The organism is Halomonas sp. V046 (assembly GCF_052645355.1).
Window position 1 is genome coordinate 24692 of sequence record NZ_JBQXYF010000002.1, and the last position, 18953, is coordinate 43644.

General features: G+C 62.6%; 14 protein-coding genes and 1 pseudogene. 3 read left to right on the forward strand and 12 right to left on the reverse strand.

Features of this window, described 5'->3' with window-relative positions; translation table 11 throughout:
• Positions 1–113: 113 nt before the first annotated feature.
• Positions 114–2333, reverse strand: a complete 2220-nt coding sequence (gene uvrD / locus ACUN9Y_RS02550) for a DNA helicase II (RefSeq protein ID WP_445459112.1) — start codon at positions 2331–2333, stop codon at positions 114–116.
• A gap of 91 nt (positions 2334–2424) precedes the next feature.
• A complete protein-coding gene (gene hexR / locus ACUN9Y_RS02555; protein ID WP_445459113.1) occupies positions 2425–3285 on the reverse strand; it encodes a transcriptional regulator HexR in 861 nt (286 codons plus the stop codon).
• Between the two features lie 512 nt (positions 3286–3797).
• Here hexR and ACUN9Y_RS02560 point away from each other — a divergent pair.
• Entirely contained in the window at positions 3798–4010 is a 213-nt protein-coding gene (locus tag ACUN9Y_RS02560) for a PA3496 family putative envelope integrity protein (RefSeq protein ID WP_445459114.1), read from the forward strand.
• A 267-nt stretch (positions 4011–4277) separates the two neighbouring features.
• On the opposite strand, the gene ACUN9Y_RS02565 is transcribed toward ACUN9Y_RS02560, so the two are convergent.
• The 6 genes from ACUN9Y_RS02565 to ACUN9Y_RS02590 form a co-directional block, all read right to left on the reverse strand.
• Entirely contained in the window at positions 4278–5618 is a 1341-nt protein-coding gene (locus ACUN9Y_RS02565; protein ID WP_445459115.1) for a sodium-dependent transporter, read from the reverse strand.
• Between the two features lie 305 nt (positions 5619–5923).
• Positions 5924–6754 (reverse strand): DUF72 domain-containing protein, encoded by an 831-nt coding sequence (locus tag ACUN9Y_RS02570; protein ID WP_445459116.1) that lies wholly within the window; start codon positions 6752–6754, stop codon positions 5924–5926.
• A gap of 352 nt (positions 6755–7106) precedes the next feature.
• A complete protein-coding gene (locus tag ACUN9Y_RS02575; RefSeq protein ID WP_445459117.1) occupies positions 7107–8417 on the reverse strand; it encodes a DcaP family trimeric outer membrane transporter in 1311 nt (436 codons plus the stop codon).
• Between the two features lie 765 nt (positions 8418–9182).
• Entirely contained in the window at positions 9183–9977 is a 795-nt protein-coding gene (locus ACUN9Y_RS02580; protein ID WP_445459118.1) for a molybdopterin-binding protein, read from the reverse strand.
• Entirely contained in the window at positions 9970–10827 is an 858-nt protein-coding gene (locus tag ACUN9Y_RS02585) for a cytochrome b/b6 domain-containing protein (RefSeq protein WP_445459119.1), read from the reverse strand. The genes ACUN9Y_RS02580 and ACUN9Y_RS02585 overlap by 8 nt, the downstream gene beginning before the upstream one ends.
• 213 nt (positions 10828–11040) lie before the next feature.
• The gene (locus tag ACUN9Y_RS02590; RefSeq protein ID WP_445459120.1) at positions 11041–11208 is read right to left on the reverse strand and encodes a hypothetical protein; all 168 of its coding nucleotides are present in this window, start codon (positions 11206–11208) and stop codon (positions 11041–11043) included.
• 104 nt (positions 11209–11312) lie between these two features.
• On the opposite strand from ACUN9Y_RS02590, the pseudogene ACUN9Y_RS02595 reads away from it, so the two are divergent.
• Positions 11313–11519, forward strand: a pseudogene (locus ACUN9Y_RS02595) (aldo/keto reductase); the annotation flags it as partial.
• A 207-nt stretch (positions 11520–11726) separates the two neighbouring features.
• Positions 11727–13127, forward strand: a complete 1401-nt coding sequence (locus tag ACUN9Y_RS02600; RefSeq protein ID WP_445459477.1) for an MATE family efflux transporter — start codon at positions 11727–11729, stop codon at positions 13125–13127.
• Between the two features lie 385 nt (positions 13128–13512).
• On the opposite strand, the gene glmS is transcribed toward ACUN9Y_RS02600, so the two are convergent.
• The 4 genes from glmS to ACUN9Y_RS02620 form a co-directional block, all read right to left on the reverse strand.
• Positions 13513–15351 (reverse strand): glutamine--fructose-6-phosphate transaminase (isomerizing), encoded by a 1839-nt coding sequence (glmS, locus tag ACUN9Y_RS02605; protein ID WP_445459121.1) that lies wholly within the window; start codon positions 15349–15351, stop codon positions 13513–13515.
• A 99-nt stretch (positions 15352–15450) separates the two neighbouring features.
• Positions 15451–16812 (reverse strand): bifunctional UDP-N-acetylglucosamine diphosphorylase/glucosamine-1-phosphate N-acetyltransferase GlmU, encoded by a 1362-nt coding sequence (glmU, locus tag ACUN9Y_RS02610; protein ID WP_445459122.1) that lies wholly within the window; start codon positions 16810–16812, stop codon positions 15451–15453.
• 63 nt (positions 16813–16875) lie between these two features.
• Positions 16876–18030 carry an FAD:protein FMN transferase gene (locus ACUN9Y_RS02615; protein ID WP_445459123.1) on the reverse strand — a complete coding sequence of 385 codons (1155 nt, stop codon included), beginning with the start codon at positions 18028–18030 and terminating at the stop codon, positions 16876–16878.
• Between the two features lie 29 nt (positions 18031–18059).
• The gene (locus tag ACUN9Y_RS02620) at positions 18060–18857 is read right to left on the reverse strand and encodes an undecaprenyl-diphosphate phosphatase (protein WP_445459124.1); all 798 of its coding nucleotides are present in this window, start codon (positions 18855–18857) and stop codon (positions 18060–18062) included.
• Positions 18858–18953: the final 96 nt, after the last annotated feature.

The following is an 18953-nucleotide window of genomic DNA, read 5'->3' on the forward strand; positions in this document are numbered from 1 at the left end:
CGAGCACCATGGACCTGTGGCCTTCGCGTGACGTTGGCGACCAGGAGAAGGCGCGTTTGACGGCCGCAGCGCGGTGCCAAGAGCGCTCGTGCTCAGCGCTCTCGCACGGGCTTTTACAGCGGTGTCAATTTGGCAAAGCCGAGCACCAGCCACTTGTCGCCTTCACCCTCGAAGCTGACGTGGACTCGTGCGCGTTCTCCTTCACCTTCGGCATTGAGAATCACGCCCTCACCGAAGACCGGATGGCTGACCCGCTGACCGAGCGACAGCGCGGGCAGATCGCCACTGGCCGCCACCGAGGTCTGCGCCCAACGCGATGGCGTTGGCCGAGAGGTCACCGGGCGCGAGACCTGGCCGCGCAATCGCACTTCTTCAAGCAGCGACTCGGGCAGCTCACGCAGAAACCGCGAGGGCCGCTGGAAGGTCTCCTTGCCGTGCATGCGGCGGATCTCGGCGTGGGTCAGATAGAGCTTCTGCATGGCGCGGGTGACCCCTACGTAGCAAAGACGACGCTCTTCTTCGAGCCGACCGGGTTCCTCCATCGACATGCGGTGAGGAAACAGGCCTTCTTCGACACCCGCCACGAACACCACCGGAAACTCGAGCCCCTTGGCCGAATGCAGCGTCATCAGCTGGACGCTGTCCTCGAACTCGTCGGCCTCGTGATCGCCGGCGTTGAGCGCCGCCTCGGCCAGAAAGGCCTCGAGCGCCGCCATGCCCTCACCGACTTCCACGTCGTCGATGGTCTCGCCCTGGGCGAAGGCCCGCGCGGCGTTGATCAACTCCTCAAGGTTCTCGACCCGAGCCTGGCCCTTCTCGCCCTTTTCGCTCAGGTGATGGTCGATCAGCCCCGTGCGCTGGTTCACATGAGCGATGATCTCGTGCAGTTCCATGCCTGCCGTATCGTTATCGAGGCCTTCGATCAGATCGGCGAAGGCCGTCACCGCATTGCCCGCTCGGCCCTTCAGGGTGCCATCGGCCAAGGCGTCGTGCAGGGCCTGCCACAGTGACATCTCGGCATGCCGGGCGCGATCGCGCAAAATCTCGACGGTGCGCGTACCGATACCCCGGGCCGGGACATTGACCACTCGCTCGAGCGAGGCATCGTCATCACGGTTAAGCAGCAAGCGCAGGTAGGCCAAGGCATTCTTGATCTCGAGGCGCTCGTAGAACCGTTGGCCGCCGTAGATGCGATAGGGCATGCCCTGGCGGATCAGGGTTTCCTCGATGACGCGCGACTGCGCATTGGAGCGATACAGAATCGCCACATCGCGCCGATTGAAGCCCTCGTCGACCTTGTCCTTGATGGTGTCGACGATGAAGCGAGCCTCGTCCAGGTCGTTGAAGCTGGCATACACCGAAATCGGCTCGCCTCGATCCCCCGCGGTCCACAGTTCCTTGCCCATGCGATCGCTGTTCTGACGGATGAGGGCGTTGGCGGCATCGAGAATGGCACTGGTGGAACGATAATTCTGCTCCAGCCGCACCGTCCGGGTAGCGCTGAACTCGTCTTCGAAGCGACGAATGTTCTCGATCTTCGCCCCGCGCCAGCCATAGATCGACTGATCGTCATCGCCGACCACGGTCATCGGCGTCTTCTGGCCGGTCAGCAACTTCAACCAGGCATACTGCAGCGTATTGGTGTCCTGAAACTCATCGACCAAGACGTGGCCGAACCGCTCCTGGTAATGGGCCAGTAGCGCCGGATTGTCGCGCAACAGCTCCAGGCTCCTGAGCAACAATTCGCCGAAATCGACCAGGCCGCCACGCTCGCAGGTCAGCTGGTAGGCCCCATAGAGCGCCACCATCTGCTCGACATAGTCCTGACTGTCACTGTCATGGCGTTTGACGTCCACCTGGTGCGGCCTGAGCCCTTCTTCCTTGCAGCCGGCAATGAACGACTGCACCTGGCGTGGCGGAAAGTGCTCGTCATCGACACGACTTTCCTTCAGCAGGCGTTTGACCAGGCGAAGCTGGTCATCACTGTCGATGATCTGAAAGTGCTGAGGCAGCCGCGCATCTTGCCAGTGGGTACGCAGCAAGCGGTGGGCAATGGAGTGAAAGGTGCCGACCCAGACGTTGCGTAGCGAGATGCCGAGTAACGCTTCCAGGCGGGTACGCATCTCCCGCGCGGCCTTGTTGGTGAAGGTCACCGCCAGCACGGAGTAGGGCGAAAGCCCTTCGGCCTGCATCAGCCAGGCGATACGATGCACCAGCACCCGTGTCTTGCCGGAGCCGGCACCGGCCAGCACCAGCATATTGCCCTGGGGCGCGCTGACCGCCTCGCGCTGGGCAGGATTCAGCTGGTCAATGATCGCCGTGACGTCGTCCATGGGGGCACCGCTGCAGATCGAAAATGGACGCACAGTCTATCATAGCCACCCTGGATGGATGGCCAGTCAACGACGCCGGTTCAGCGGCGGCTCAGGACTCGTCCGGTTCAGGATAGCGCAGCGGGTTGAGACTCTTCTTCACCGCCTTGAGTTGCTCGGCAAGCTTCGGTCCGCGGGTCTTGGCCACGCCCACGGCAAGCACATCGACCAGCACCAGATGGGCCACTCGCGAGCTCATTGGCGTGTAGATCTCGGTGTCCTCATGAACGTCGATATACAGCGGCAAGTTCACTTCATCGGCCAGCGGGGAGCCGCTCGGACACAGGCCAATGACCGTCGCGCCGGCCTCGCGTGCCAGCTTGACGCTCGCCACCAGGGCGCGCGTGCGGCCCGTCTGGGAAATCGCCACCACCACATCACCATCGTTCAGGGTCACCGCGGACATGTTCTGCATATGCGGATCGGCATAAGCTGCGGTGGATATCTGCAGACGGAAGAACTTGTGCTGGGCGTCGAAGGCGACGGCACCCGAGGCGCCGAAACCGTAGAACTCGACGCGATTGGCCATGGCCAGGGCATTGATGGCCTTGTTCACGGCATCGTTGTCGAGACGATCACGAACCGACAGCAGGGTGCCCACGGTGGAGTCGAAGATGCTGGTCGAAAATTCGGCCACCGAGTCGCTGTCGTTCATCGAGAACTGGGCGAACTGGCTACCGGAGGCCAGCATCTGGGCCATCTTCAGCTTGAAGTCCTGAAAACCACTGCAGCCAAGCGCGCGGCAAAAGCGCACCACGGTGGGCTCGCTCACCTTGGCCTCGGTGGCCAGGTCGACGATGCGCATGTGGATAACTTCTTCCGGGTTGCGGAGCACGAAACGTGCCACCTTCTGCTCGGACCGCCGGAAGTGCTCCATGCGACGTCGCATTTCATCGAACAGCGCGCGACTCACCCAAGGCTCCTTGTACTGGCTAACGTGGTGGCGAAAAGTAATGGCCAAAAAAAGACGTGCGGCAACAACGTGAATGACGACACCACGACGAGCTAAACACGATGCGGCTCGGTGCCGTGACACCCACTTGCCCGGCGCCAGACCGGGACGGCATTCCTTGACGGCCTGCCGACACGGCGACATCGACGTCAGGCATAGGACCGAATGCTATGGCCAGTATGCCCCAAGCCGCCGCGGAATGCGCGTTCCTCGGCACAGCTCGGCCGGCATTCGGATCGACTTGCGGATCGGCGTTCGGACCGCTGCACCGCCCCTCGACCGCCGTCTTCCCCCATCCACTCTCGCCTGGTCGACTCCTCGAGCGACACCCGGCCGGTCGAACACAGCGTTGGCACAGCGTTGCAGGAACGGGACCCTGGCCGTCATCTTTTTGTCAAGTGCGGTATAGTACAAAGTGCAGTGTCGCGCAGCGTCCCAGATGGCGGCACATTCACTGCAAAGGAGATTCGATCATGCGTAATGTCGAACGGTTATCCTCCGTCAAGAGTGAACTCCTCGACATCTTCATGAGCATGGAGGTCGCCGAACACGAGCGACGCTCCCGTACCGCGGCCCAGCGCAATCTGCGTGCTCGCCGCGGCATCGAACTTCATCGGGAATTCAAGCGCCTGTCCGAGGACATCGCCGAACTTCCCGAAGACGCCAACGAAGAAGAAATGCACTAGAAGACGCGCGAAAGGCGCGCGACGTACCGCGCTACCCGGCAAGCGTCCGACCCGGTAAGCCACGATCCTTACCGACCGTTTGCCCGACCAGATTCTCGCGAGCCCCGCCGAGGCGAGGCTCGTCACTTGCTGTCCGCCCGCTGTCTTGCGCGCCCGGACAGCAAAGGCCCGGCTTTCGCCGGGCCTTTGCACTTTTCGCTTTCCCCGCCTCGACGAGGGTGTCGATGCGGACGCCGGGCCTCGATCCCGCCAGGCCCGGGCCAGCCACTACAGGCTGGAGATGAAGACCACCAGAACGCCGATGGGGGCAACGAAGCGAGTCACCACCATCCACAGCGTTTCACCGGCACCCGACAGCCCCAGGTCGGCCGCCACTTCCTTGCGATTCAAGAACCAGGCGGCGAAGACGATGGCACCCAGGCCCGTCAGCGGCAGCATGAACTTGCTGGTCAGCTTGTCGAGCAGGTCGAAGACGCCAAGGCCGAACAGCACCGGATCACTCCACACGTTGAACGACAGCAGCGCCGCGATACCCAATGCCCAGGCGCCGATGCCGGCCACGACGGCGGAGCTGGCGCGACCCAGCGGGGTGCGTTCCTCGACGAACTCCACCACCGGCTCCAGCAAAGAGATCGCCGACGTCAGCGCCGCAAAGGTCAGCAGCAGGAAGAACATCAGACCAAGAATCAGACCGCCTCCCATGTTGCCGAAGGCCAGCGGGAGGGTGACGAAGATCAGGCTCGGGCCGGAGGCCAGGTCCAGGTTGTTGGCAAACACGATGGGGAAGATCGCCAGCCCTGCGCCGAGGGCGATGACGGTATCCATGATCACCACCGTACGTGCGGTCTTGATCAGATCGACCTTCTCGCCGAGGTAGGAGCCGTAGGCCACCATGATGCCCATGCCCAGCGACAGGGTGAAGAAGGCATGGCCGAGTGCGGCCAGCACGGTTTCACCGGTGAGCTTGGTCCAGTCGGGGTTGAACAGGTAGTTCAGCGCCTCGCCGAAGTGGCCGGTGGTCATGCCGTAACCGACCAGCACCACCAGCAGCAGCGCCAATGCCGGCATCAGCACGTTGACCGCGCCTTCCAGGCCCTTGGTCACGCCGCGGGCCACGATGACGATCACCAGGGCCATGAAGATCGAGTGCCACAGCAGCAACAGGCCTGGGTTGGCCAGCATGCCGCTGAACAGAGCGCCAATGCCGTCGGCATCCTGGCCGCTGAAGTCGCCGGTCACGCTGCCGAGGGTGTAGTACAGCGACCAGCCGCCGATCACGCTGTAGAACGACAGGATCAGGAAGGCGCCAATCACACCGGCAACCCCCACCAACAACCAGGCCTGAGACTTGCCGGCCTTGCCGGCAACGGTCGCCATGGCATTGACCGGGTTGCTCTGGCCGCGACGGCCGATCATCCATTCGGTAACCAGAATGGGCAGGCCGATAAAGCCGATACACAGCAGATAGACGAGAACGAAGGCCGCGCCACCGCTCTCGCCCACCATGTAGGGAAACTTCCAGATATTGCCAAGGCCCACGGCGGAGCCAGTAGCCGCGAGAATGAACGAGAAGCGCGAGGACCACTGCGCATGGTTCGTTTTGGACATAAATCACCCGTTGGGTACGTGTCGTTATCGATCGATCGGATGCGATAACGGGTTGTGTTTGTAGTCGCCACGTCCTCGGTAGCCCGGATTGCGGGTCTACCGGTCTTGCAAGGGGTCTGACGGATGTCAGCAGGATCACTGCCGGAACACCACTCTCCCCAGCACCAATTCGCATGCCGGTCGAGCCCGGTGGGTCTTGGCGTAGCGCCACGCCGGATAGGCGAAGACGTCGCCATCTCCCATGGCTAGTGACGATTGACCCGACAAACTAGCCGATGAAGTCCGGAAACACCAGCGGACATTGGTCATAACAGTTGATTCCGTCGTTCGCCAGCAAACGGTTCCAGAGGCGGTAGGGCGACTGTCGCCGCCACTCGCTCATACAACCGTCGCGCCAGCTCTGGAGCCTGTCGGTTATCGGGAGTATGCACAAAGAGGAAAGGGGTTTTCCCCTGTTTTATCCACAGGCTGAGACGGTTTACCCAGGCGCCGAAATAATCCCGATTGACCGCGTTGTCAAGATGTCCGATAAACCGGACCAAAGGAAAATCTCCCGTGGAGATCACGTGTAATGGGCGTTTTGGCTTTTCGGCCTGGGCCTGAACCATCCCGGGATGATTCCCGGCCGGCGTCGAAAATAACGGCCTTACATCAAGCATCACACGATTAACACCATGAGTTATCAACAATCGGTTGAGATCGCGCTCGGCGGTCCTCTTGTGGAAAAATTCACTGTGCCGAACCTCTACGGCACAGGGAATTTCTGCCGGCCAGCGTTCCAGCAGCGTCGCCAGCGCAGGCAACTCGTCGCCGCCAAAGCTGCGCGGTAGCTGGATCATGATCGGCCCCAGACGATCAGACAGCGGACTCAGCGCGGCAAAGAAGCCCTCGAGCTCGGCATCGATATCGACCAGGCGTCGCTCGTGGGTCAGGTACTGCGGCAGTTTGAAGCAGAAACGAAAGCCCTCGTGAGCCTGCCTGGCCCAGGTCGCCACCGTTTTCGCCTGAGGCGCGCCGCTATAAAAGGTGGTATTTCCTTCGACCGCGGAAAACACCCGTGCGTAATCGGCGAGCCAGTCGTCGCGCCTCCCATGCGGGGGATAGAGACTGCCGCGCCAAACCGGGTTTGCCCACATGGGCAGCCCAAGATGCAGCGTCGGCGCCGACCTCGGACCACGAGTCAGGGCCGGCGATCGGGCATCTTGTGACGGCATTGTCGAATCGGTCGGCATCACGGTTCACGCATATGGCAAGCGGGCTTACGAGGATAAGAGCGATAGCCAGCAAGATGCCAGCCGAATGCATGGCCTGGCGCAAATACCACCAGCGCTAGGCCACGCCACAGGCATTTTCAGGCGCGTCCGATCCACCGTTATCGGCATCGCTCAACAGGTGATGCGGTGCGCAATCTCGCTAGCGCCATGGCGGGTAACGGCCATCCACAGCCGGGTCGATACGACGGCGGCTGTGGATAGCTCCTGGCCTCGCCTAGAAGTCGTACTTGGCCGCGAATTGCAGGCGATCCAGATCGAAGTTGTCGCCGTCGACTTCGTCGAGATCGAAACGCTGGTACTCCGCCGACAAGGTGGTATTGGCAAACGGCGACCACATCAGGTTGATGAAGGCACTGTCGTAGCTATCGGTCTCGTTGCCTTCGCCATCGCCATCGAGTTCGGTAACGGCATAGGCCACGCTGGAGCGCAGGTTGTCGGTCCAGAAGTGGCGATAGATCGCCGAGGCGCCCCAGGCTTCCACCAGGTCGAGCTGGCCATCATCGACCTTGGCGTTGGGATAGGCGCCGAGCGCCATGTAGCGTCCCAGGTTGCCGTAGTTGGCCTGCAGGCGAATGTCATCCCGGCCGAAGGTCGGAAAGCGGCCCGTCAAGCTGTAGCCTGCGCCCCAGCGGCTGTCGTCATCCTCGGTGTTATCCAGGCTGAAACGACGCACCACCGTCGACGCCGATACGTGCCCCCAGTCCTGATCGACGTTGACCCGGGCCACCATGTCCGGCGTGTCTTGATCATCGTCTCCATCCTCGGGGTTTTCCACCGCGAACTGCAGGTTGCCCCAGTCCAACGGGTAGGTGTAACGAAGCTGCGTTTGACGCACGAAGATCGAGCTCGACTGGGTGCTGAAGGCATCGATCTCACCCAGGCCATTCAAGTCCATGAAGGTCGACCAGGTCTGGCCGGCGAGCCAGTTGCCCCAGCTCATGTAGGCATGACGCAGGCGCGGCGAGTAGGAGTTCGAGACGAATTCATTGGCCTCGTCATCGGCGCCGTAGAAGTCCGCTTCGATGAAGGTCTTCATCGTATCGCCACCCAGCGGCGTACTGGTGCCAATATTGAAGCGTGACTCCCGGGCGCTGAGGCTGACGCGATTGTCGGCGTCGTCATCGGTGCGACGCAACGAGCCTGCACTCACGATTTCGTTGGCCTTGCCATCGCTGAAACCATTGTCGGACAACGCCGCCTGGGCCTTGATGTAGCCACCGATGGAAACGGTGGTTTCGCCAACCAGAAAGTCCCCGTCGTCGGTGCGCTTGACCACGCTGTCATTGACCTCGGCGACGTCCTCCTGAATCGTCGTCTGCTGGCTGATCAGGGTATCGATCTGGGCTTGCTGTCGCTCGACCACCGCCATCGCGGCTTGTTGTTGCTGCTTGAGCAGTTCGATCTGGGCCTTGAGTGCATTGAGTTCTGCCAGCGAGCCGTTGGCTTGGGCCTGGGCCACCATGGGTAGCATCGCACAAAGCCCCGCCCCCAAAAGCAGCGTTTTCGGTGTCGTGATCTTGCTCATCGCCTTCCCCTTGTTGCGCTCACTTCAGCGTCGAGTGTTGTTCTGAATGCGTGGTGGAGATCGCCATCACAAGCGCTTCGATCGTCGGTGAGATGTCATGGGAGCGATGCAACGACATTCGGCATAGCACCCCCTCGAATGCTCGCCAGTCGTTGTCGATATCGACTCCATCACCAAGCGCTTATCCATTCACTATAGGGAGACTCAGGGCGGAAGGCGTCCGACATATGTGCTTGAAAAAGCAGAAGAATAAGCTGTCCATGCCGCACATTATCTGGAAAAACCCAAGCTTTTGCAGTGGGTTGTCGGCATCGACGTAAGGCAACCACAGAGAACTCGGTCTCGCAGGATCATCGAAAATAGCGTTTTGGCATAGGAAGAAGGAGCCGAAGACGGACGCCCAGAACGTTGTCGTCGGCTGCCATATACAAGAAAGCTCATCGAGGCCAGGGCCTCACCGCCACGGGCGTGGCGGCTGAACGGCTGAACGGCATAGGCTCCACAGGACACAAACCTGGACACGCTATCGCCTGGCCACTACCAGGCGGCGCAAGTCGGGTCGCGTGCCAGCCACCGCCTCGACCGAGAAAGCACCGCTAGCAAGCACCGCTGGAAAGCACCGCTGGAAAGCACCGCTGGAAAGCACCGCTGGAAAGCACCGCTGGAAAGCACCGCTGGAAAGCACCGCTGGAAAGCACCGCTGGAAAGCACCGCTGGAAAGCACCGCTAGAAAGCACCGCTAGAAAGCACTGCTGGAAAGCACCGCTAGATGCCGGCCCACCAGCTGTAACCACGATCCTCCCAGTAACCGCCATTGCCGCGGCCGAGATGGCGAAAGTCCTCGACCAGTTCGATGCGCATGATGTACTTGGCCATCTTGTAGCCCAGTTGACGCTCGGCCCGCAGACGCAAGGGCGCACCGTTGGCCACCGGCAACGCCTCGCCATTCAGCTCGTAGGCCAGCAGGGTCTGGGGATGGTTGGCCTCGATCAGGTCCAGGCTTTCGTAGTAACGATCGGGCCCACCGTACACATTGTCGGCGCAGTGAAAGACGACGAAACGGGCGTTGTCGCTAGGTCGGACACGATCGAGCACATCGGCCAGCACGACGCCCTTCCACTGGCCGATGCAGCTCCATCCTTCGACACAGTCCTGACGCGTAATCTGTGTGCGCGAGGGCAACGCCTTGAGCTCATCGAGGGAAAACGACTGAGGCACCTCGACCTGTCCATCGACCTTCAGCGTCCAACCGAGGAAGTCGTAGTCCGCCAATATCCGATAGGCGCTACTGGTCGGATTGGTGGTGCCATTGGCACGGAAGGTCGGCGCGATCTCGCTGGGTGGGTATTCCCGCGCCAGTGACTGCCGCGAGGCAATCAGGCGATGAGCCTTCTGACTCAAGGCCGAGGTCGCATCGAAAATCGTTTCCATGGTGTCGCTTTGTGACAGGCGATCACAGCCCGCCAGCAAGGCCGTCCCCCCCACGGCCAGGGCACGGGTCAGGAAGCGGCGCCGCCCCCCGTCGTGACCGTGATCATCGTGCGATGTCGAATCACTCATGCTGGCTCTCCTTTTCCGGCGGTAGCGTGTAGCGGCCGGTAATCATCGAACGCAGGTTATTGAAGACCCCGGACACCAAGACCAGAACGATATGCACGAAGAAGAAGGCCACGAGCAAGAGCGCACAGATAAAGTGAAGCGTACGCGCCGACTGACGCCCCCCGAACACATCCAGCAGCCACGGCCAGGCGGCGTCCACGCTGGGTGCCATGGTCAGGCCGGTCAGAACCACCACGGGCAGAATGACGCATAGCACCAGCAAGTAGGTCAGTTTCTGCAGAATGTTGTAGTGGCGGGCTTCGTCGCCACGGGGAAAGCGCAGCAACAGGTGCTCTCGCAAACTGTGGCCAATGGCCTTCCATTCACGGCGCCTCGGTACTAGCCGGCGCCAGAACTGCCCGCTGACGATGAGAGTCACCAGATAGACCGTCATCAAAGGAGCGAAGATCCAGGCGTAGAGGAAATGCCAATGGCGGCCCTTGGCCAAGCTGCGTGGGCCAGGCAAGGTCGCCCAGGCGGGAAATCCTCGGGGCTTGAGGTCCCCCGTGGGACCCGAGGCACCGAGAAACCCTGTCGTATCAAAGCGATAGTCACCGACCTGGGTAATGCCACGCAGGCCGCCATCGACGCTACGCGCCGCCGTCATCGATAGCGCCGGCGCGTCGAAGCTGGAGTCCTTGCCCCAGTAGAGCGCGGGATGGGCATTGAAGATCTGCAGGCCGCTCATCAATAGTCCCACCAGGCAGATCACGGTCACCCAATGCCACACCCGCGTGAACAGCGTATGGCGTTTGATAACCGTCTCGCCGCTGTCCTGGGGCCCTTGGCGCTGTTGTTGTGGAGCTACCATGGTTGACCTCCTGCCGCCCCGTCGACTGATTCGGCTGCGAGCCCGCCCGAGCCCTTTCGCTCGAACAAGGCGCGGCACCGAACATGGGTTCACACCCGTCTCCGCAGTCGCTGGCTTGACCGATACCTTACACACCGCCCGTCAGCCACGATCCCACAGCGCCACGGACAGCCTGGCTGGGGCGTTGAAGCGGGGGCGTTCGTGGCTACGCGACTATGCCGCTCGCGAGGGCGACAGAAAGCGGATGATCATCAGCTCCACCATTTTCAGGCTTGCCTCTCGCGGCAGTAAAGGATCTCGCACGTGCATGATTTTGAAACCGTCGATAAGGCCGACGATCGCTCTCGCCGCCTCCTTGGTGTCCAGCGAGGCGTCGACCACTCCGCGATCCTGGCCGCGCCGTCACCCAACGAACGCCATGCCGATAGCAGCCGCTACCTTCCGACTCGCCTTGAGGGCGACAATGTCGTGAAGAACGCCGCAACTTGCGCCTTTCTCGACTTGCACCTTTCTCGACTTGCGCCTTTCTCGGCGAGATGGCCCACGAAAAAGGCGACACGCCGGCGCAGCTGGCCGTCGCCTGGCTACTGTCTCGCGGCGACGACATCGTCCCGCTGGTCGGGGTGAGTCGGCGTGGACGCCTGGCAGAAAATCTCGCTATCCTCGATATCAAGTTCAGTGCATCAGAGTTAGCGACATTGGAGCCTGTGTTCGCGCCCGGTGCCATCGTCGGCGACCGCTATCCCGAGGCCCTCAAAGGACTCGCCGCCGAGCGACGCAGCGCTCGGCCAACTGGCTCTGACAGACAAGGCTCCCTTGCCTGCCGACGTCCGACGTCCGACCGCGCCTCTCCGCGCCTCGCGCCTGCGGATCTTGTTGCCCTATCGACCGGAGCCTGTATGCCCCGACCGCTGCCCAATCTGACCGACGGGTCCACCGTATCGACGCTGCTGCGACTGGCCTGGCCCATCGTGCTGGCCAACCTGCTGCAGACCGCCTATCAACTGATCGATGCCTTCTGGGTCGGACGGCTTGGCGCCGAGGCCGTCGCGGCGGTGTCGCTGAGTTTTCCGCTGATTTTCCTGCTGGTCTCGGTGGGCATCGGTCTCGCCGTGGCGGGAACGGTGATGGTCGCCCAGCACCAGGGGCGCGGCGACGGCGAGGCAGTCAATCGTATTTCGGCCCAGGCACTGCTCGGCATGATCAGCCTATCGCTGGTACTGGCGACTCTGGGCTATTCGGCGAGTGGCGCAGCGGTGGCCTTTCTCGGCGCCGCTGACGAGGTACAGCCGCTGGCGGCGCTGTACCTGAAGGTCTCGTTTCTCGGCCTGCCATTCATGTTCATCTATGCCGTTTTTCAATCACTGCTGCGCGGGGTCGGCGATGCCCGTACACCACTACTGATCGTCCTCGCCACCGTGGTGCTGAACTTCTTTCTCGATCCACTACTGATCTTCGGCTTGGGCCCGGTGCCCGCCCTGGGCGTCAGTGGCGCCGCCGTGGCCACCGTCATCACCCAGGCGCTATCCGCCATCATCGGCCTGCGCATCCTGTTTTCGGGCCGCTACGGCATCCAGTTGAAGTGCCAGCAGATGCGCCCTGACCCCGCACTGCTCTGGCGTCTGTTCGCCCTCGGTGGGCCGACCGCCGTGGAACAGGGCACCCGGGCGCTGGGGATGATGCTGATGACCACGCTGGTCGCCGGTTTCGGCACCGTTACCCTGGCCGCCTACGGCATCGGTACTCGCATGCTGAGTTTCGTGATCATCCCAGCCCTCGGCCTGTCACAGGCCGCGTCGGCACTGGTCGGGCAGAACATTGGCGCCGGCAAGATCGCGCGGGCCGAACAAACGGCCTACGTCAGCGCCGCAATCGCCCTGGTGGTCCTGACCGCGGTCGGCATCGTAAGCGCCATTTTTGCCGAACCCATCATCGCGGTGTTTGTCCCGGACTCACCCGACGTCATCCGCGAAGGCGCCCTGTTCCTGCGCCTGACCGCGCTGACCTTCGGCCTGATGGGCGCGCAGATCGTCATTGCCGGCGCCTTCCGCGGCGCCGGCGATACCGTGGTGGCCATGGCCATCGCCCTGGTCTCGCTATGGGTACTGCAGTTTCCGCTGGCCTGGATACTCGCCGAACGCACCAACCTGAATGAAGTCGGCATCTGGCTCGCCTACCCGATCCAGAATACCGTCACCGCCGTGCTCGCCTGGCTTTGGTTTCGCAGCGGTCGCTGGAAGCGCCACCAATTGATCGCTCCGCCCACCGAGCCCACCGAGTCTGCGGCCCGTCTGCCGTAACAGGATCACTGGCTCGCGACCTCGCCATGCCACCGCCTCCTGTACACCACAACGGCGCCCAGTGGGCGCCTCGGCCGCGTATCAGGAACACGGGAAATCGTGGCCCACCCAAATTTTATCGTGGTCTATCAGGTAACTGACCGCATCGACATCACGTCCATAGTTCACGCCCGCCAAAACTACCCTTGACCCGCCAGGACGAGGCCCTCGCCGGAACACTGACGTGATTCTCGATTGTCGAGCACGGTGTGCCATGTCCAGTCCCAGAGGACGATACCTTGGGCCGTGGCACTCCCATGCGTTCACGATAAATCAATGAGTTATGAGAACAATAGGGACGAATCTCTATGTTCATCTCACCCGCATGAAACGACGAAGCCCCCACTTATTCCACCGTGACCGATTTGGCCAGATTGCGCGGCTGGTCGACGTCGGTGCCCTTGAGCACCGCGACATGATAGGACAGAAGCTGCAGCGGCAAGGTGTACAGTATCGGCGCCAGCGCTTCGTGGATATGCGGCAGATGCAGCACACGAATGCCCTCGGCAGGCTCGAGCCCGACGTTCTCGTCGGCGAAGACGTAGAGCTCACCGCCACGAGCGCGGACCTCTTGCAGGTTCGACTTGAGCTTGTCCAGAAGCTCGTCGTTGGGCGCCACCGAGACCACCGGCATCTCGCTGTCGACCAGCGCCAGGGGGCCGTGCTTGAGCTCGCCGGCCGGATAGGCCTCGGCGTGGATATAGGAGATTTCCTTGAGCTTCAGCGCGCCTTCCAGGGCGATAGGGAAGTGGGCACCACGGCCCAGGAACAGGGCGTGGTGCTTTTCGGCAAACGCGGTGGAGAGATCTTCGATGGCCGCGTCCAAGCCCAGCACCTCGGCGGTCTGAGCGGGCAGCCGACGCAGCGCCTCGACCAGTTCGGCCTGTTCGTCGTCGGCCATGCCCCGCACCCGGCCCAGCGCCAGGGTGAATAGCATCAGCGCGGTCAACTGGGTGGTGAAGGCCTTGGTCGAGGCGACCCCGATCTCGGGACCGGCCTGGGTCATCAGCGTCAGGTTGGACTCACGCACCAGAGAACTGCCGGGCACGTTACAGATCGCCAGGCTTCCCAGGTAGTTGTCCTGCTGCATCGCAAAGCGCAGCGCCGCCAGGGTATCGGCGGTCTCACCGGACTGGGACAGGGTGACGAACAAGGTTCCTTCGGGTGCTACCACGCGACGGTAGCGGTACTCGGACGCCACTTCGACCTGCACCGGCACGCCGGCATAGCGCTCGAGCCAGTACCGCGCGACCATGCCGGCATGGTAGCTGGTACCACAGGCGACGATGTGAATCTGGCGCACACGCCCAAACAGCTCCTCGGCCTCGGGGCCGAAGCTTTCGACCAGGACCGAACGCTCGCCAAGACGCCCTTCCAGGGCCGCGGCGATGACCGCCGGCTGCTCGTGGATTTCCTTGAGCATGTAGTGACGATAATCGCCCTTGCTGGCGGCGCCATCGCCATGCTCGTAGGTCAGCACTTCACGCTCGACCGGCTCACCCGAGGCGGTGAAAATCTCGATCTTTCCCCCGGCCGTCAAACGCACCACATCCCCTTCCATCAGGTAGATGAAGCGATCGGTCACCTGCAGCAAGGCCAGCGGATCCGAGGCCAGGAAGGCTTCGTCGATACCGACACCGACCACCAGCGGGCTGCCCTTGCGCGCACCGACCACCACATCCGGCTCATCGACGGACATGACCGCCAGCGCGTAGGCGCCATCGAGTCCAGCGACGATCTGGCGAAAGGCGGTCAGCAGATCACCCTGGGCAGCGGATTCACGCTCCAGCAGGTGGGCGATGACCTCGGTGTCGGTCTCCGACTCGAACCCGTAGCCTTGGCCGGAGAGCTCACGACGCAGCGCCTCGTGGTTCTCGATGATGCCGTTATGCACCACGGCCAGGCGCTCGCGTGACTGATGTGGGTGGGCATTGGCCTCGCTCGGCCGTCCGTGGGTCGCCCAGCGGGTGTGGGCGATGCCGCTGGTGCCGGCAAGCGGTTGGCTTTCCAGCCGCTCGCCGAGGGCGGCGACCTTGCCCAGCGCCCGCTGACGCTGAAGACGCCCCGAGGCATCGCGCACCGCCATGCCGGCGGAGTCGTAGCCGCGGTACTCGAGACGCTTCAAGCCCTCGAGCAGGATGTTCTGAACGTTACGCTGGGCCACCGCGGCGACGATGCCACACATAGGGGTCACTCCTTGGAAAGCAATCTTGTTGTCCGCCCCGGCGTTTGCGGGGCGTATCCAGGCCTGGTTCGAGGCGAACGAGGGTGGCCAACCCGAGGGTCAGGCGTCCTTGGTCGGACGCGGCCAATCGGCCTTGGTCACCTGGCGCGCCCGCGTGACCGCCAGGCTATGATCGGCCACGTCGCGACCGATGGTGGAGCCTGCCCCCACTGTCGCACCCTTGCCCACCGTCACCGGCGCGACCAGGGCGCTGTTGGAACCGATGAAGGCGCCGTCGCCGATCTCGGTGCGGTGCTTGTTGGCACCGTCGTAGTTGCAGGTGATGGTGCCCGCGCCGACGTTGACATCACGCCCGAGACGAGCGTCACCGACATAACTCAAGTGATTGATCTTGCTGCCTTCGCCGACCTCGGCGTTCTTGGTTTCAACGAAGTTGCCGACCCGGGCACGAATCGCCAGGCGTGAGCCGGGACGCAGGCGGGCGAAAGGCCCGACGTTGTTATGTCCCGCCAGCACGGCGCCATCGATGACGCTGTGGGAATCGATGACGCTCTCGGCGCCGATGCGACTATTGCGCACCACGCAGTAGGGGCCAATATGCACGCCTTCACCGAGCTCGACGTCGCCTTCAAACACGCAGCCCACGTCGATGGTGACATCATGCCCGCAGGTCAGGCTGCCGCGCACATCCAGGCGCGCCGGGTCCGCCAGCGCCACGCCTTTTTCCATCAGCGCCTCGGCGATATGACTCTGCAAGACGCGCTCGAGCCGCGCCAACTGGGCACGGTTATTGACGCCTTCCACCTCGCTGGCAGTCGCCGGCTGGGCGGTGGCGATGGTGATGCCTTCCGCCGCGGCCATGGCGATCACATCGGTGAGGTAGTACTCGCCCTGAGCATTCTCGGCGGACAACTGCGGCAGCCAGCGTTTGAGCTGGGTGGCCGTCATCGCCATGATCCCGGTGTTGCACTCGGTGACCTCGAGTTCCTCGGCACTGGCATCCTTCTGCTCGACGATGGCGGTCGCTCGCCCTTCGTCGTCACGCAGAATGCGCCCGTAACCACTGGGGTCATCGAGGGTCACGGTGAGCAGGCCCATATGGGCCTCATCGACCTGGGCCAGCAGGTTCGCCAGGGTCTCGCGGCGGATCAAGGGCACGTCACCGTAAAGCACCAGCACCTTGCCCGAGCCAAGGCCATCGAGGGCCTGGGCCACGGCGTGACCGGTGCCCTTCTGCTCGGCCTGGACGGCGAAACGCACGCCGCAGTCGGCGAGGACTTCGCGCACCCGTTCACCACCATGCCCGATCACCACATGGGTGCGCTCGGCATCGAGTCCGCGGGCGGTATCGATCACGTGGCGCACCATGGGCTTGCCGGCCAACCCATGGAGGACCTTGGGCAGGCTGGAGCGCATGCGTGTGCCTTGTCCGGCAGCGAGTATCACCACATCGAGACTCATCGGAATTCCTTGTCGGTGGTCAAATGGATCGAGCTAAACGGTACCCGTGACGAGGGCTGGGCTCTATTCTAGCGAGCCGGAGGCCTCGCTCACCACCGTCAAGCCCAAGGCATCGACTACATCTTCGCCGAAACGTTCGACAAAAGCAGGACTGACCCTGCTATCCCAGCCTTGTCCCTGACTCACCAGCATCAGCACAGGGAGATGTTCGGTGTTCGCCACCTGCATTCCCTCATCCTCCCCCATCACGCTCAAGGCCGTGGCCCAGGCATCGGCCCAGGCATTAGACGGATGCACCACGGTGACCGACGCTAGTCGATGGGTGATCGGGCGCCCCGTACGCGGATCAATGGTGTGCGAGTAGCGCTTGCCGTCTTGCTCGAAATAGTGGCGGTAATCGCCGGAGGTGGCTACCGAGATATCATCCAGACCGACAATGTGTTCGGCGGCCGGGGTGTCGTTGCGCGGCACCTCGACGCCGATTCGCCACAGGCCTGACTCGCCATCGCGGCGCCCCTTGACCTTGACCTCGCCGCCGAGATTGACCAGATAGTTGTCGATCCCCTGACGATCAAGATAGGCCGCCACCTCATCGGTGGCGAACCCCTTGGCGACGCCGGACAGGTCCACGTAAACGTCGCGAGTACGGCGGGCCTGGAGCTTGTCGGTATCGAGCTCCACCGCGTCCATGCCGACCTCGGCCAAGCGTTGCTCCAGCACCGCTTCGTCAGGAATCTCCTGGGGGCGCGCTTCAGGGCCGAAACTCCACAGATTGACCAGGCTGCCGATGGTGACATCGAAGGCGCCTTGGCTAAGCTCATTGACCGACTGGCTGATCGCCAATACTTCCATCAACTCATCGGACAGCGGCTGCCACTCGCCGAGGGGCGCCTGATTGAACGCCGACAGCTCAGAGTCCTCGCGCCAGGTCGACATGGAGGCATCCACCGAGTGCATCTCATCGAGCACCCCTTGTTCGATTTCCTCCAGTTCCCCTGGCGTCACCGGGTCGGCGATGGTGATCTGATAGAAGGTGCCGAAGATGTCACCTTCCAGGGTGACGGGTCCCGTCGAAGGCGCCGGCTCCTCGGTGCAGCCGGTAAGGGTCAGCGCCGAGAACAGCGCCAGGCCAAGCAACGGAACCCGCAAGCGTCGCGAGACGCTCCAGCGACGGGCATGGCGGCGTTCAAGGCGACACTCAGGAAAAAGGGCAAGCATGAACTAGGAGCCTCCGAAAGGACGACGGGTCAGGCGAACAGCCACACCAGGCCAATGCCGAGCAGCACGCGATAGATCACGAAGGGCTGCATGCCGACACGCTTGATGAACGCCAGGAAGAAGTGAATGCAGAGGTAGGCACTGATGCCGGAGAGCAAGGTGCCAAGCGCCAGATCGCCCCAGTGGACATCGACGCCCTGCTGGACGAGGTTGATGGCCTCCAGCCCACCTGCCAGCACGATGACCGGAATCGACAGAAGAAACGAGAAACGCGCCGAACCTTCTCGGCTTAGCCCCAGCATCAACGCCGCCGTCATGGTGATACCGGAGCGCGACGTCCCGGGAATCAGCGCCAGGGCCTGCGACAACCCGATCCACAAGGCATCACGCCAGGTCATGTGGTACTCGGTGCGCGAGCCACGGCAACGCCAGTCGACGACGCCCAGCAGAAGACCGAAGGCAATCAGCCCGAAGGCCAGAATCAGCGGGGAGCGGGCATATTGCTCGATGACATCCTGGAACAAGAGCCCGGCGATCCCCACGGGAACGGTGGCGAGAATCACCCACCAGGCAAGCTTGGCATCTTCATCGCTGCCCTTGCCCGCCACACTCCTGGCCCAGCTCGCCGTCATCCGCGACAGCTCTGCGCGAAAATAGATGACGACGGCGCCCAGGCTACCGATATGCAGGGCCACGTCGAACGCCAGGCCCTGGTCGGGCCAATCGCTGAAGATCGGCACCAGAATCAGGTGAGCCGAGCTCGATACCGGCAAGAATTCTGTGAGCCCCTGTATCAGGGAGAGAACGACAATCTGTAGCCAATCCATGGAACGACCCGTGAGACCTAGGGAGAACGAGGGTAAAAATGCCCGCAAAAGCATACACCCCGAGGGCCCACTTGTCCGCTCTCCCCGCCGGCTTAC

What these genes read in the sequence shown, in the direction of transcription:
- ACUN9Y_RS02560 (WP_445459114.1), top strand. Translation starts at nt 3,798, where the DNA reads ATGCGTAATGTCGAACGGTTATCCTCCGTCAAGAGTGAACTCCTCGAC.
- ACUN9Y_RS02575 (WP_445459117.1), bottom strand. Translation starts at nt 8,417, where the DNA reads ATGAGCAAGATCACGACACCGAAAACGCTGCTTTTGGGGGCGGGGCTT.
- ACUN9Y_RS02580 (WP_445459118.1), bottom strand. Translation starts at nt 9,977, where the DNA reads ATGAGTGATTCGACATCGCACGATGATCACGGTCACGACGGGGGGCGG.
- glmU (WP_445459122.1), bottom strand. Translation starts at nt 16,812, where the DNA reads ATGAGTCTCGATGTGGTGATACTCGCTGCCGGACAAGGCACACGCATG.
- ACUN9Y_RS02620 (WP_445459124.1), bottom strand. Translation starts at nt 18,857, where the DNA reads ATGGATTGGCTACAGATTGTCGTTCTCTCCCTGATACAGGGGCTCACA.
- ACUN9Y_RS02570 (WP_445459116.1), bottom strand. Translation starts at nt 6,754, where the DNA reads ATGTGGGCAAACCCGGTTTGGCGCGGCAGTCTCTATCCCCCGCATGGG.
- ACUN9Y_RS02600 (WP_445459477.1), top strand. Translation starts at nt 11,727, where the DNA reads ATGCCCCGACCGCTGCCCAATCTGACCGACGGGTCCACCGTATCGACG.
- ACUN9Y_RS02585 (WP_445459119.1), bottom strand. Translation starts at nt 10,827, where the DNA reads ATGGTAGCTCCACAACAACAGCGCCAAGGGCCCCAGGACAGCGGCGAG.
- glmS (WP_445459121.1), bottom strand. Translation starts at nt 15,351, where the DNA reads ATGTGTGGCATCGTCGCCGCGGTGGCCCAGCGTAACGTTCAGAACATC.
- ACUN9Y_RS02615 (WP_445459123.1), bottom strand. Translation starts at nt 18,030, where the DNA reads ATGCTTGCCCTTTTTCCTGAGTGTCGCCTTGAACGCCGCCATGCCCGT.
- ACUN9Y_RS02565 (WP_445459115.1), bottom strand. Translation starts at nt 5,618, where the DNA reads ATGTCCAAAACGAACCATGCGCAGTGGTCCTCGCGCTTCTCGTTCATT.
- uvrD (WP_445459112.1), bottom strand. Translation starts at nt 2,333, where the DNA reads ATGGACGACGTCACGGCGATCATTGACCAGCTGAATCCTGCCCAGCGC.